Below are 13,496 nucleotides of genomic sequence, written 5' to 3'. Positions count from 1 at the left end.
GCTTTTGGCCCAGCGACGCCCTGTCAGGTGCGTCCGGCGCAGTGGCTCCACGAGGAGAAATGAGAATGTGGCGCCGAATCAAAGCGTCCTGGATGGCGATCTTCCTGGTCACCCTGCTGGGTGTCGGGTACTTGTGGATGTACCGTTTTGAGCCGCTGCTCTCCGGTGAGGCCGGCAGTGATGTGTTTGTGTGGGACCGCTGGACCCACCGCGTCTGTGCGCTGACCGACAACGGCGAAGCCACGGAATGGCGTTGCGATAACGCCATGGAAACCGACGGCTCCAGCAGCAACACCAATTCGGACGTTTCGATCCGCAAGCGCATGCGCGACGCCGTCCAGCGCATCAATCTGTAAATCCTGAATCCCACCCACGCCCGCCGTTCGTCGCGGGCGTTTTTCTTTTTCGGTTCTTCTTATCCCTGGCTGGGTTCAGCTGCGTCCACGAGTTCTGGCGACGGCACGGGCGGCAGCCTGCGCACCTGCGCAGTCTCCATGCGGCCTTGACGCTGGAACGGCCCCAGGTTTTGCGGCTGCCCCGACTCCAGCGCGCGCTCGATGGCGGCCAGTACGCGCACGTCGGCCAAGCCCTCCTCGCCGTTCGGCTCGGGCTCCCGGTTGTTGAGGATGCAATCGGAGAAATACTGCAGCTCGCCGCCGAACTGGTCGGTCGCGTCAAACGCCTGTTCGTGCGTCTTGCCGTCGATGGTGGCGCGGTATTTCAGCCCCACGCCAAACATGAACCCAGGCGAAACTTCCAGATCGCCTTTCGTCCCGAGGATGCGGTACTGGTCGATGCTTGCGCCGCTGTAGCTGACGACGAACTGGGCGACGCGGTGGTCGGCAAAGCGCAGTGTCACGCTGACGGTGTCGTCGAAGTTGAACGGGAGGTCGGGGTCGCGCACGCCACAGGCCGACACCTCGACCGGCTCTTCGCCAAAGAGATTGCGCACCGCGTTGATGGGGTACACGCCCATGTCGGACACCGGCCCGGCCCAATAGCCGTGATTGGCTCGGTGGTTGGATGGCGCCACCGATTGGCTGAACACGGCCGAGAACGCGCGAATGCGGCCCAGCTTGCCGGCTCGCACCAGTTCAATGGCGGCCAGCGTGGCGGGCTCGAAATGCAGCCGGTAGGCAATCATCAATTTCGCATTGCCGTTGCGGGCCGCTTCGATCATCGCTTCGCAATCGGCCTCGCTGGTGGCCATGGGCTTTTCAAGCAGGACGTGGATGCCGCGCTGGAGGGCGGGGAGGGCGTACTGCCGGTGCATGTCGTTGGGCAGCGCGAGGTAGATCGCGTCGATATCGCCCGAGGCGAGCAGCTGGTCATAGTCCGCATAGCCGTGGACATGCTCGATGCCGTAGCGCTCGGCCAGCGCGGTGGCCTTGACCTCATCGCCGGTGACCAGCGCCGTGACGACGGAGTTGCCGCTTTGCGCTACGCCCGGCAGAAACGCGGCCTGGGAAATCCACCCCGCGCCGACCACGGCATAACGCACCGGGCTCTGAACGGTACGGGCTGGAGCGACTTGCGGCTCACGTTCAGCCTCATGAGAAGCGGTATTCATGACAATTCCTTTGCAATCGTTGCGCACGGCAGCATGCCGGGGCCGTGATGCGGCGCGCTCGGCCGTGCGGGTTCTGACTGATTAAGCAAAGGTGGTGCCCGGCGGGCGCAAAAGGCGTCACATCGGGCCCGCAGAGGTGCGCGGCCCTGCGCTCAGGCGTGCTCGGCGCGGCTGTCGGTCGGGGCTTCGTCGCGCTCGGTCATGCCGTAGTCGCGCACCACGTGGGCGATGCGCAGGCGGTAGTCGGCAAACGCGTGGTCGCGGCCGACGTGCTGCGCGCCGCGGTGCTGCTCCATGTTGCGCCAGGCCTTGACGGCGTCTTCATCGCGAAAGAACGACAGCGAGAGCATCTTGTCCGGATTCGTGATGCTCTGGAAGCGCTCCACCGAGATGAAGCCGTCCACCTGCTCAAGCAGGGGCTTCAGCCGTGCGGCAAGGTTGAGGTAGGTGTCGCGCTGGCCTTGTGCAGGCTCGACTTCAAAGATGACGGCGATCATGGCAAGTCTCCTGTGGGGTGTTTTCGTGATGCGTTCGTGGGTGCAACTTCAAGCTTGAAAGCGGGGAATGCGCGCATTGGGCGAGGGGCGGTATGCCACCTCGCCAAGGCCGGCGAGCCATCGCTCGACACCCGGCAGGCTCAGCAGATGCTGCACCGTTTCGCGCGCGATGGTGGTGGCCAATGCGTCGGCGGGGCAGCGGTGCGCGCCGCCGCCGAACGTCCACAAGCGCGGCGCTGCGCGGTCGATGTCGAAGCGTAGTGGGTCCGGGTTGGTTGTGCCATCCACGTTGGCGGCGGCCAGCACCACCAGGATCTTGTCGCCGGTGCGCAGCGGCTGGCCCAGCAGCACGATATCGTGCGCGACGAAGCGGCGCGTGTTCTGCACCGGCGCATCGCGGCGCAGGACTTCACGCACGAAAGGCTCGATGGCGTGCGGCTGCGTGCGCAGCCGGGCAGTCAACCCGGCGTGCCGCGACAGCGCAACAATGCAGTTGCCGAGCAGCCCGGCGCAGGCGTCGTAGGTTTGCGCGAGCAGGGCGGCGAGATTGGCGATGTCGGCATCGTTGTCACCGTCGGCGAACGGCGAGGCGGCAAAGCGCTGCTGCAAGCGGCCCACGGCAGCATCGGCCTGCGCGACCACCCCTGCGCTGGCCCCCGGGCCCAACGCGGCCAGGTAGGCGGCAATGTCGGCCTGGCAGGCAGGCGCATCGGCGTGATCGTCCAGCAGCGTTTGCGCCATCGTGGCGAGCGGCACGCGAAAGTGGGCATCGGAATCCAGCGCAGCGTCCAGGCTTGCCGCATCGGGCAGCGCAGTGCGCGCATGCCGCTGCGCGTGGCCGGCCAGCGCAGATACATCCAGTCGGCCCAACGCGGTCATCACCTTGGCTTTGCGTGTGCTGTGATCAGGGCCGTCGATCTGGCGCACGAGGCGGCCAAAAAATGCGCCCGTGGGCGTTGCGGCCACGGCCTTGGGCACCGGCTCTTCTGCAGGCCGTACGCGACAGGCGGCACTGCCAAGCACGGCATCGACGGCTTCGGCGCCGGCGGCCACCCACCAGCCGAGGGTGGCATCGAAGAAGAACGGACGCGTGGCGGCCAGTTCGGCGTAGTAAGGGGCGGGATCAGCATGCCCAATGGCTTGCAGCACGTCGGCGGGCGGGGCGGTGTTGAGGGCGGTCATCAGCATGGGGCGCGGGAGTAAGATGGCTCCCATTCTCTGGACTGGCCGCCCGCCTGTCACGCACCAACAGTTTGGTCTCCATCGAACCATGACCGCATCTTCCCCAGCCACCGCATCGACAACCCAGCCGGACATCGGCCGCGTGGCCGCCACCATTGGCGACCCCACCCGCATCCGCATGCTGCTGCTGTTGATGGAAGGCCGCTCGCTCACCGCCAAGGAACTCGCCTACGGCGCCGGTGTGGAGCCGGCCACGGCCAGCGCGCACTTGCGCCGGCTCGAGGCCGATGCGCTCATCACCTCGTTGTCGAGCGGGCGCTACAAGTACTTCGGGCTGCGCTCTCCGGCGGTGGCGGAGATGATCGAATCACTGCTGGTGGTCGCGCCTGAAAAGCCGGCGGACCCGCGGCGCTCAGCCGTGCCCGAAAACCTGCGTGCGGCACGCCTGTGCTATGACCACCTGGCCGGGCAGCTCGGCACGGAGGTGTCGGAGAAATTCCTGTCGCGCGGCTGGCTGACGCAGCTCGATGAAACGCACGGCGCCTACGATGTCACGCCCGAAGGTGAGCAGGCGCTGGCCGCCATCGGCGTCGATGTGAATGCACTGCGCAACGGCCGACGCCGCTTTGCTTATGGCTGCATGGACTGGAGCGAACGTCGCCCCCACCTGGCAGGCGCGCTCGGGGCCGCTGTGGCGGAGTGCTGTATCGCGCTGGGGTGGCTGGCGCGGCAAAAGCACTCGCGGGCCCTGAACATGACTGAGGTCGGGCAGCGCGAATTGCATGCGTGGCTGCGCACGGCGTAGGGCCGCGCTGTTGTGCGTCAGGTGGCGCCGCGGATCGACTTGACGTAATCGCGCTGGAACACGCACATGCGCAGCGCGTTGTGATACGCGCCGTTGCTGAAGAACTCTTCGATCAGCTCGCCTTCGCGCTGGAAGCCGCATTTCTCGTACACGTGGATCGCGCGTTCGTTCACCACGTCGACAACGAGATACAGCTTGTGCAGATTCAGCACCATGAATGCATAGTCGACGGCCAGTCGCGTCGCGGTTGACGCATAGCCGTGACCTTGCCAGCCGGGCGCGATGATGATCTGGAATTCGCCGCGGCGGTGGATGTAGTTCAGCTCCATCAACTCGACCAGACCCACGGCTTCGCCGGCATCGTTTTCGCAGATGAAGCGGCGCTCGCGCTGGTCGTGCACGTGGCGGTCGTAGAGTTGCGAGAGTTCAGTAAAGGTTTCGTACGGCTCTTCGAACCAATAACGCATGATCTTCGCGTCGTTGTTCAGCTCGTGCACGAAACGCAGGTCGTTGCGCTCGAGCGGGCGCAGGCAGAGGTCGCGGGATTTTTCGATCACCATGATGTTGTCCTTGTTGTGTTGAGGCGCCCGACATCGCGTCGACGCCCCTGCGTTCTCAGCAAGGACGTGTCGCTGCGGATGCGTGTTTGCGCTGCGGTTGCGCGCGTCGGCGCCGATCGAGATACAGCCACCACCCCGTTGCCGCAAACACCGGCAGCATCAATGCTCCAATCAACACTAGCACGACGCCGATCGGTCCGAAGTAGCGTCCATTGTGAAGCGGCAACATGCCTGCCAGCAAGCGTTGCATCGGCGGCTTGTCGGCGAAGGATTCGTTGCGGATGACGACGCCGGTGCTGGCGTCTAGCGTCAAGCGGTTGAAGGCCCGGTCATGCGGTGCATCTGCGGGCAGCCAGTTGATATCGACCTTGCCCGTGCGGGCATCGTCAATACGCAGGGTGGCGGTTCCGTAGTTCGACGCGTTGGCCAGGAAAACGTTCCACGTGCGCTCCAATGCCGCACCGTCGAGCGGTTGTCGCGCGCCTTCCACCGGTTTTGCCTTGGTGACAACGGGCATGCCGGCCAGGCGCTGCAGGCCATCGCGGTACCAGTCATACGCCCAATACAGCCCGCTGAAGGCGGCGAGCAAATACAGCGGCAACACCAGGGTACCGAGGACGGTGTGCACGTCCCACCAGCGAATGCGACCGGCGCGGCTCCATCGGATCACGAGCCAGCTTCGCCAGTTCGTGACGCGACGCGGCCAGCGCAGGTACAGGCCCGAGAGGGCCATTACGACAAGCCCCACCGTGCTGGCTCCGACGATTTGCTTGCCGATCTCATCAGCAAGCAGCGTTCGATGCAGCAGCTTGACGGTGGCAAAGAAGTGCTGCGCGCGCGCTTCAGGCAGCAACGTGCCGGTGGCGGCATCGATGTAGCGCAGCTCTCCGCGGCTGCTGCCGCCGTGTTTGCCGGGCGGCCAGGCATACCAGACGCGCCACGGCTCGGTTGGGGCGGACGCAGCGGTGATGAAGGTGACGGGGCGTTTGGGCATGGCCGCACGCGCCTGCGCTGCGACCTGCAGCAGCGTCGGCGCGGGGCCGCTGCGCGCGGGCAGGGTGAGCACGCCGGGATTGAGCGCGCGCAGCAGTTCATCCTCGTAGGCCATCAGGGCGCCGGTGGCGCCGACGATGGCCAGCACCACGCTGGCTGACAACCCGATCAGCCAGTGCAAGCGGAAAAGCACCCGTCGCAGCATCGCCCGTTCGCCTGTTCGACGCTTACATCTTGTAGCGCACGCCGAGCAGCGCCATGCGCGGGGCGCCCGGCATGTTGTAGTTCTCGGCGCCGCCATGCGCCGACACGTAGTACGCGCGGTTAAACAGGTTCTGCAGGTTCAGCGTGACGTCAACGTGCTTGCTGCGATAACCGGCGCCCAGGTCGACGGTCATGTAACCGGGCAGCGTTGTCAGGTTGTACTGCGATGCATAACGCGCAGCTTCCGCACGCACGCCGCCGGCTACATAGAAGCCGTTCGGCAGATCGTGCTTGAGCCACACCGAGCCGCTATGCCGCGGCGTGAGGGACGGTTGGTTGCCGTTGACGGCCACGCCACCGCTGCGGTCGTTCGGGTTTTCCAGGCGGCCGTTCAGGTAGGCATAGCTCGCCATCAGCGACCACGTCTTCACGATCTCGCCCGTGAACGACAGCTCCAGCCCGCGCGTGCGTTGCGTGCCGATGGGCACGCCCAGCAGCGTAACCGGATCGGCCGCCGTCAGGTTGGTCTGCTTCATGTCGAACAGCGCGGCCGTGACGCTCGCGCCGGCCGAGAGGTCGTACTTGGCGCCGATCTCGTAGTTCGTGGTCGACTGCGGAGCCAGCGCGCCGCTGTTCGGGAAGAAGGTAAAGCTATCGGCCAGCGGCTGGAACGAGCGGCTGTACGACGCGTACAGCGAGAGCGGCTCGATCGGGTGATACACAACGCCGAAGCGCGGGCTGACCGGCTTGTCGGTGCGTGACAGATCGACATTGCGCGGGGTCAGGTCGTCGCGGCTCTGCTTGAGGATTTCATAGCGCAGGCCGGCGAGCACCGTCCATTGCGGCGAAAACTTGATCAAGTCCTGCACGTACGCTGCATACGTCTCGTTGTGCGAGAGGCCGTAGTTGGTCGGCACCGCGTTGCCCGGTACGGTCGGCAACACCTGCAGCGTCGGGTTGAACAGGTTGTACGTCGTGCTGCCTGGCGCCGCGGCCACGCGGTCGCTCTTGTCCTGATAGCCCAGCTCGATGCCGTACAGCAGCGTGTGCTGGATGCCCCAGGTCTCGGCCTTCTGGGTCAGCTCGTTCTGCCACAGCGTGCCGCGGTCGTTGCGGTTGCGCTGGTTGACGGCGAGCGTGACGGTCGGGATCGGCCCATCGGTGACGCGGCTGACCGTCGTGTAGTTGTTGCGGCCGAGCGAGTATTCGTAGTTGCGCACCACGCTGTGGAACGACCACTTGTCGTTGAAGCGGTGGTCCAGCGTGCCGGTCACGCTCTTGACGGTGGATTCCACATTGCCGGCGCCCGCATCGGCCGAGCCATAGCGCGTCTCGATCGGAACGTTCACCGGACGACCGCGATACGACGGCACGCCCTGGTCAGCGATGCGCTTGTCGTGCAGGTAATCGAACTGCACCGTGAGCTTGGTATCGGGCGCCAGGTTGAACAGGAACGACGGCGAGATTGCCTGACGGCGCAGGAAGTAGTCGTTGCGGAAGCCGCCCGAATCTTCAACCGCACCGGTAATGCGCGCGCGGATGGCGTCGTCGTTGATGGACGTGTTCAGGTCGAACTCGGCGCGCTTCTGGCGCTCCGTGCCGACCACGACGCCCACTTCGGCCAGCGGCGTGGCCAGCGGTTTCTTTGTCACGCGATTGATGATGCCGCCGGACGAACCGCGCCCGTACAGCACGGCCGCCGGGCCTTTCAACACCTCAATGCGGTCGATGTTGGACAGGTCGCGGAAGTAGAGCGAGTCGTCGCGCAGGCCGTCGACGTACTGGTCGTTGATCGACGAGAAACCGCGAATGGTCACTTGGTCGCGCTGCGCGTCGCCCAGCGAGGCCGACACGCCCGGCACGTTGCGCAGCGTGTCGTTGATCGACAGCGCGCCCTGGTCCTGAATCACCGCACGCGGCACGACGTTCACCGACTGCGGAATCTCGCGCAGCGGCACGGGAATCTTCGTGGCGGTGTTCGCGATGGGCGTGTCGTAGCTCGTGCTGCTGCGTGTGCCCTTGACCGTGGACGTCGGCAACGTGCCCGCATCGGCTGCGGCAACGGTGTCGGCTGCAGTTGCCACATGGGCAAATGGCAGCGTTCCAAGGACGGCCAGAGACAGGCACAAACGTTTCGGCGGCATTGCAGTTCCCGTAAAGTGAAAAGTAGGACGCGACTCCCTCCCCCGAGGTGCGGCGCCTTCAGAATGTGAAGGCGCAGATAATAATGAGAACAATTCCTATTTACAAGAGAGTTAAAGCGTGTTTTTGACGATGCGCAACGTTTGCTGGCCGCGGGTCCAGCAACTTTTTAACGCGATGCCCTAAGGTTTTGGGCACCAAGTTGCGGCGCCGTCGTCTGACTCGCCTGTTTTCTGCCATTTTTTCGACATGTCGCATTCATCACATCAGATGCCATTGAGCGCCGCTTTGATCGGCTACGGTTATGCGGGCAAGCTCTTTCACGCTGCATTGATCGACGCCACGCCAGGGCTGCATTTGCAGGTCATCGGCTCCAACCGGCCGGAGGCGGTGCATGCGGATCGGCCGCAGGCTGTGGTCTGCGCGCCGGAAGCGGCGGCCACGCACCCGGATGTCGACCTCGTCGTCATCGCCGCGCCAAATGACCGCCACACGCCGTTGGCTGAAGCTGCGTTGCGCGCGGGCAAGCATGTCGTCGTGGACAAGCCGTTCACCGTCACGCTGGCAGAGGCGCGGCATCTGGCGCGGGTCGCGCGTGAGACGGGGCGCTTGCTGTCGGTATTCCAAAACCGCCGCTGGGACAGCGATTTCCTGGCCGTGCAAGGAGCGATTGCGAGTGGCGCCATCGGCGAAGCCATGCACGTCGAGGCGCATTTCGACCGCTATCGCCCGCAGGTGCGTGCGCGCTGGCGGGAGCAGGCGGGGCAGGGCACGGGCATCTGGTTCGACCTCGGCCCGCACCTGATCGACCAGGCGCTGCAACTGCTTGGCCTGCCCGATGCGGTGAGCGCTTCGTTCGCACGCCAGCGGCCAGGCGCGCAAACGCCGGACTGGGCGCATGTCGTCCTGGAATTGGGCGAGCGCCGGGCTGTCCTGCACGCGAGCATGCTGGTGGCGGGCGGCTCGCCGCGCTGGATCGTCCACGGCACGCGCGGTTCGTTCATCAAACGGCGGATGGATCAGCAGGAAGCCCAGCTGCTGGCCGGCATGCAACCCGGCGCGCAAGGCTGGGGCGCCGACGACGACGCGGGCCTGCTCATCGACGGCGCAACATCCACCGAAACCGCCGTCGCAACGCCTGGTGGCGATCAGCGCGCGTACTACGCCGCTGTGCGCGACGCCATCCTCGGCGAGCGCGCAAATCCTGTCCCGCCCGTGCAGGCGGTGGCCGTCATGGCTGTGCTCGAAGCCGCCGTGGCCGCTGCCGAAACCGGCACGGCCGTCGTGCCGGACCTGACCGATGCCGAACGCGCGGATTGGTGCGCCGCGCGGGAGACCGCCTCGTGAACGGCGTCGTGATCCTGTTGCTGGTGGCGGGCGGTCTGCTGGCGGTGGTGGCGCTGGTGCAGATGCTGGCCTCGCGCCTGACGTTGCCGGAATCGACCTTGCTGGCGCTGGCGGGCATCGGTATCGGCGGCGCCTATGTGATCTTGCGGAGCAGCGCGCCTGCCTTTGCCACCACGTTCTTCGCGCCGCTGGTCGATCCAAGTTGGCCGGCGGAGGCGTACCTGTGGCTCTTCCTACCGCCGCTGTTGTTTCAGGCAGCGCTGTCGGTGGATGTGCGGAGCATGGCGCCGGATGCCGCGCCAATCCTGATGCTCGCCATCGTGGCCGTGGTGGTGGCTACGGGTGTGATCGGCCTCGCAGCGGCGGCCGTCACGCCGTTTGGCATCGTCACGTGCCTGCTGCTCGGCGCGATGATTGCCACGACCGACCCGTCCGCCGTGATTGCGGTGTTTCGCGATGTGGGCGCACCGGCGCGGCTGATCCGCCTGGTGGAAGGCGAGGCGCTGCTGAACGATGCGGCCGCCATTGCGATCATGGGCGTGCTGCTTGCCATGCTGACGGGGCACGGCGGCGATGCGTCCATCGTCGCCGGCCTGCGTGAGCTGGCCAGGGCGTTTGGTGGCGGCGTGGTGTTCGGTTTGATCGCCGGGCGCATCGCCGCATTCCTGCTGCCGGCGCTGCGCGGCATCGCCCAGGCGGAAGCCGCGTGGACGCTCGCGCTCCCGTATCCCCTGTATCTCGTGGCGGAAAACATGCTGGGCGTGTCGGGTGTGGTGTCGGTGGTCTGCGCCGGGCTGGTGATCGGCGCGCTGGGCCGCACGCGCCTGACGCCGCGCAACTGGTCGCATCTGCAACTGATTTGGGAGCAGATTGCGGCGCTGGCTGGGGCGGTGGTCTTTCTGTTGGCGGCGGTGCGCGTGCCGGAACTGCTGCACGGCGTGGTGTGGAAAGACGCGCTATGGCTCGCGGTGATCGTGCTGGCGGCACTGGTGGCGCGCCTTGCCGTGCTGTTCGGCCTGCTGCCCGCGCTGGCGTGGCTCAAGCTCTCCGCGCCGGTCAGCCATGCGTACAAGCTCGCGATTGCGTGGGGCGGCCTGCGTGGTGCCGTCACGCTGGTGCTGGCCTTGGGGGTGGCCGAAAACCAGGCCGTGCACGAAGCCGATCGTCATTTCGTCACCATCCTCGCCACCGGCTTTGTGCTGGTGAGCGTGCTCTTCAACGGGGCGACGCTGCGCTGGGTGATGCGGCAGTTGGGGCTCGATCAGTTGTCGCCGCAAGAGCAAGCCTTGCAAGGCCAGGCGCTGAGCATGTCGACGGAGGAAGTGGAATCGACCATGCGCCGTATCGGCGGGCATTTTCATTTCACGTCGGGCGCCACCGATCAGGCGGCGGAGGTGTATCGGCGGGAAGTCGCGGCCGGCGCGCTCGAGCTGAACCTTGAAGAAGCGCTGTCCGAGCGCGAGCGCCTGACCATCGGCCTGGTATCGCTCGCCACGCGGGAGCGCGAGCTGATTCCCGAGTACGGCAACGGCCTCGTCTCGATCCGCAACCTCGACGCCATGATGCGCAACACCGCCGACATGATCGACGCGGCGCGCACGGAGGGCCGCCTGGGTTACAAGCGCGCATCGCGGCGCATCCTCGCCAAGAACGCCGGCTACCGCTTTGCGGTGTGGCTGCACCGCGTGGCGCATATCGACCGGCCACTGGCCAACGCGCTGGCCGATCGCTTTGAGCTGCTCATTTGCCGCCAGACGGTGTTGGAACGCTTGCGCGCGTACAACCGTACGTCGCTGCAGCCCGTGCTGGGCGAGCGCATGGCAGACCTGCTCGACGGCGTGTTGATCACCCGTATCGAGGCGGCGGAGGAGGGCCTGGCCGAGCTGCGCGAGAAGTTCGGCGACTACAGCGCTGCGCTGGAAAAACGCCTGCTGGTGCTGTTCGCGCTGTACATCGGCCAGAGCAAGATCGACACGATGCTGGCCGAAACGGTGATCTCGAAAGAGGTCTACAAGCAGATCAGCGCGGTGATCCGCCGTGCATGGACGGCCGCGCTGCCGCGGCCGCCGCTGTCGACTGCGCTGCGTATGCCGGCCGCATCGCGGTAGTGTGGCTCAGAGCCGTTTGTCTTCCCGCTCTAAGCCCGGATGGCGGTGGATGTCGTGCGTGATGAAGCCCGTCTCGTTATCGGGCATCTCCAGCCACTCCGGGTGCGAAAGCGATTCGCGAATATCCGCCAGGCCTGAGGCCCAATGGTCCCGCATGGTGGATGGCCCGAACTGGATGTCCTTGCCCGGCCCTTCGTGTTCCTTTGCAGCGTAGATGAGGTGGAAGACGTTGTAGCGCTTGGTGCAGGCCATCTCCTGCGCGTGCTTGTACCACTGCGTGCGCTCGAATTCCTTGGGCGGCAGGTGATCGAGCAGCTTCCGTATCAACCGGCGGGTGGATTGCGAACGCTCCATCCAGTCGGTGGTGAGCCGCGTACGGCTGGAGTACTGCAAGTCCTTCTGCCGGCTGGCTACGCCGATCATCGTATTGGGCACCGGACCCAGCGCGCTCCAGAGGTCCACCTGAAACACCAGCGTGTCGCGGCGCGGCTTGGAGCCCAGCACATACGACAGCGGCGTGTTGGAGACGACACCGCCGTCCCAGTAATACTCGCCGTCGATCAGCACGGGCGGAAAGCCCGGCGGCAGCGCGCCCGATGCCATGAAGTGCTCGGCCCGTAGGCGGCGCTCGGTGTTGTCGAACGCTTCCAGGTTGCCGGTGCGGACGTTTACGGCGCCCACCGATACGCGGATGCCACCGTCGTTGATGCGGTCGAAATCGCACAGGCGTTCCAGCGTCGCTTTGAGCGGCGTTGTGTCGTAGTAGCTGGCTTCGAGCGGGTCGACCTCGTTGGCCGGCAGCGGCGCCGGAAAGCGCGGCGTAAAAAAGCCGCGCTGGCCTTCAAGCAGGGTGTCGGCCGCCTGCATGGCGGTCAGCCATTTGCGCAGATGCGCGTTGCCGTCAAACCAGGCGTTCTCCAGGATGTCGGGCAGCGGCGGCGAGAACGTCGGTTGCGTGATGATCTGCCAGAACTCGCGCAGCTTCTCTCGCCGATGCTTGGGCGCGTTGCCTGCAATGATGGCCGTATTCAATGCCCCGATGGAGATGCCCGCAATCCAGTTCGGCACGATGCCGGCTTCGTCCAGCCCTTCGAACACGCCCGCCTGGTACGAGCCCAGTGCGCCGCCGCCTTGCAGCACCAGCGCGATGTTTTCGTATTCGGGAAGCACGATGCGCTGCGCTGTAGTGAGCGGCGCATCTGCGGGGCGTGACGACTCTGCCGGCGTGGGCCGCTTGGTTGCGGCCACGCGTAGTTTGGGTGCGGGCATATCTCCTCCAACCTCCTTGCGGGTGCTTAGATTTACTGCATGAACCAGCCGTGGCTCACCACGAACGATTGCCCGGTCAGCGCGGCGCTCGGGAACGTGGCCAGGAAGCGCACCGTCTCGGCCACGTCTTCCACGGTGGTGAACACGCCGTCCACGGTATCACCGAGCATGACCTTTTTCACGACATCCTCTTCGCTGATGCCGAGTTCCTTTGCTTGCTCGGGAATCTGCTTTTCGACCAGCGGCGTGCGCACAAAACCGGGGCACACCACATGCGAACGCACGTTATGCGCGGCACCTTCCTTGGCCAGCACCTTGTTCAGGCCGAGCAGCGCGTGCTTGGCCGCTACGTAGGCCGACTTGAGCGGCGAACCCTCGTGCGAGTGCACCGACCCCATGTAGATCACCACGCCGCCACGGTCGTCCTTGCACATGTGGCGCAGCGCTGCACGCGTGGTCAGGAACGCGCCATCGACGTGGATGGCCTGCATCTTTTTCCAGTCGGCAAACGAGTAGCTCACGAACGGATTGACGATCTGGATGCCGGCGTTCGAAACGAGGATGTCGACCGAGCCGAATTCTTCGGCCACGCGGTCGATGCCGCTGTCCACGGCTTGTTCATCGGTCACGTCCATGCGCAGGCCGATGGCCTTGCCGCCGGCATCGGTGATCTCTTTGGCCACGGCCTTGGCGCCGTCTTCGTTCAGGTCAACGATGGCGATGGCCGCGCCCGAATCGGCGAGCGTGAGGGCGATCTGCTTGCCGATGCCGCTGGCGGCACCCGTGACGACGGCAACTTTGCCTTTCAAATCAGACATG

General features: G+C 65.6%; 12 protein-coding genes. 4 read left to right on the top strand and 8 right to left on the bottom strand.

Annotation, left to right across the window (positions count from 1 at the left end):
• Nucleotides 1-65 precede the first annotated feature (65 nt).
• Nucleotides 66-356, top strand: coding sequence for a hypothetical protein (locus N511_RS0109270; RefSeq protein ID WP_009240655.1), 291 nt, complete (start codon nucleotides 66-68; stop codon nucleotides 354-356).
• A gap of 59 nt (nucleotides 357-415) precedes the next feature.
• On the opposite strand, the gene N511_RS0109265 is transcribed toward N511_RS0109270, so the two are convergent.
• From N511_RS0109265 to N511_RS0109255, 3 genes are all read right to left on the bottom strand, one after another.
• Entirely contained in the window at nucleotides 416-1,570 is a 1,155-nt protein-coding gene (locus N511_RS0109265) for a Gfo/Idh/MocA family protein (protein WP_027679041.1), read from the bottom strand.
• 152 nt (nucleotides 1,571-1,722) lie between these two features.
• On the bottom strand, nucleotides 1,723-2,067 hold the full coding sequence (locus N511_RS0109260) for an antibiotic biosynthesis monooxygenase family protein (protein WP_027679040.1): 345 nt from the start codon (nucleotides 2,065-2,067) through the stop codon (nucleotides 1,723-1,725).
• Nucleotides 2,068-2,115: 48 nt separating this feature from the next.
• Complete coding sequence (locus tag N511_RS0109255; RefSeq protein WP_027679039.1) at nucleotides 2,116-3,249, bottom strand: cytochrome P450; 1,134 nt, start codon at nucleotides 3,247-3,249, stop codon at nucleotides 2,116-2,118.
• Between the two features lie 88 nt (nucleotides 3,250-3,337).
• Between N511_RS0109255 and N511_RS0109250 the strand changes: the two genes are divergently transcribed.
• Nucleotides 3,338-4,054 carry an ArsR/SmtB family transcription factor gene (locus tag N511_RS0109250; RefSeq protein ID WP_027679038.1) on the top strand — a complete coding sequence of 239 codons (717 nt, stop codon included), beginning with the start codon at nucleotides 3,338-3,340 and terminating at the stop codon, nucleotides 4,052-4,054.
• 17 nt (nucleotides 4,055-4,071) lie between these two features.
• Here the strand turns inward: N511_RS0109250 and speG are convergent, their stop codons facing one another.
• The 3 genes from speG to N511_RS0109235 are packed head-to-tail and all read right to left on the bottom strand — an operon-like array spanning nucleotide 4,072 to nucleotide 7,955.
• Nucleotides 4,072-4,614: a spermidine N1-acetyltransferase gene (speG, locus tag N511_RS0109245; protein WP_027679037.1), complete on the bottom strand. Its 543-nt coding sequence runs from the start codon at nucleotides 4,612-4,614 to the stop codon at nucleotides 4,072-4,074.
• Between the two features lie 55 nt (nucleotides 4,615-4,669).
• Entirely contained in the window at nucleotides 4,670-5,812 is a 1,143-nt protein-coding gene (locus N511_RS0109240; protein WP_027679036.1) for a PepSY-associated TM helix domain-containing protein, read from the bottom strand.
• Nucleotides 5,813-5,834: 22 nt separating this feature from the next.
• The gene (locus tag N511_RS0109235) at nucleotides 5,835-7,955 is read right to left on the bottom strand and encodes a TonB-dependent receptor (RefSeq protein WP_027679035.1); all 2,121 of its coding nucleotides are present in this window, start codon (nucleotides 7,953-7,955) and stop codon (nucleotides 5,835-5,837) included.
• Between the two features lie 268 nt (nucleotides 7,956-8,223).
• Here N511_RS0109235 and N511_RS0109230 point away from each other — a divergent pair, with 268 nt between their 5' ends.
• A complete protein-coding gene (locus tag N511_RS0109230) occupies nucleotides 8,224-9,300 on the top strand; it encodes an oxidoreductase (RefSeq protein WP_027679034.1) in 1,077 nt (358 codons plus the stop codon).
• Complete coding sequence (locus N511_RS0109225) at nucleotides 9,297-11,408, top strand: cation:proton antiporter (protein ID WP_027679033.1); 2,112 nt, start codon at nucleotides 9,297-9,299, stop codon at nucleotides 11,406-11,408. Before N511_RS0109230 ends, N511_RS0109225 begins: the two co-directional genes overlap by 4 nt.
• A gap of 6 nt (nucleotides 11,409-11,414) precedes the next feature.
• Here N511_RS0109225 and N511_RS0109220 read toward each other — a convergent pair whose 3' ends face one another.
• Together N511_RS0109220 and N511_RS0109215 are read right to left on the bottom strand one after the other, a co-directional pair.
• Nucleotides 11,415-12,677 (bottom strand): DUF3734 domain-containing protein, encoded by a 1,263-nt coding sequence (locus N511_RS0109220; protein ID WP_027679032.1) that lies wholly within the window; start codon nucleotides 12,675-12,677, stop codon nucleotides 11,415-11,417.
• A gap of 32 nt (nucleotides 12,678-12,709) precedes the next feature.
• Nucleotides 12,710-13,495 carry a 3-hydroxybutyrate dehydrogenase gene (locus N511_RS0109215; RefSeq protein WP_027679031.1) on the bottom strand — a complete coding sequence of 262 codons (786 nt, stop codon included), beginning with the start codon at nucleotides 13,493-13,495 and terminating at the stop codon, nucleotides 12,710-12,712.
• Nucleotide 13,496 lies beyond the last annotated feature (1 nt).

It is taken from the genome of Ralstonia sp. UNC404CL21Col, assembly GCF_000620465.1.
In the GTDB taxonomy this organism is placed as follows: domain Bacteria; phylum Pseudomonadota; class Gammaproteobacteria; order Burkholderiales; family Burkholderiaceae; genus Ralstonia; species Ralstonia flatus.
Note: the sequence above shows the minus strand (reverse complement) of the source record. Positions and strands in the feature narration are given on the sequence as shown.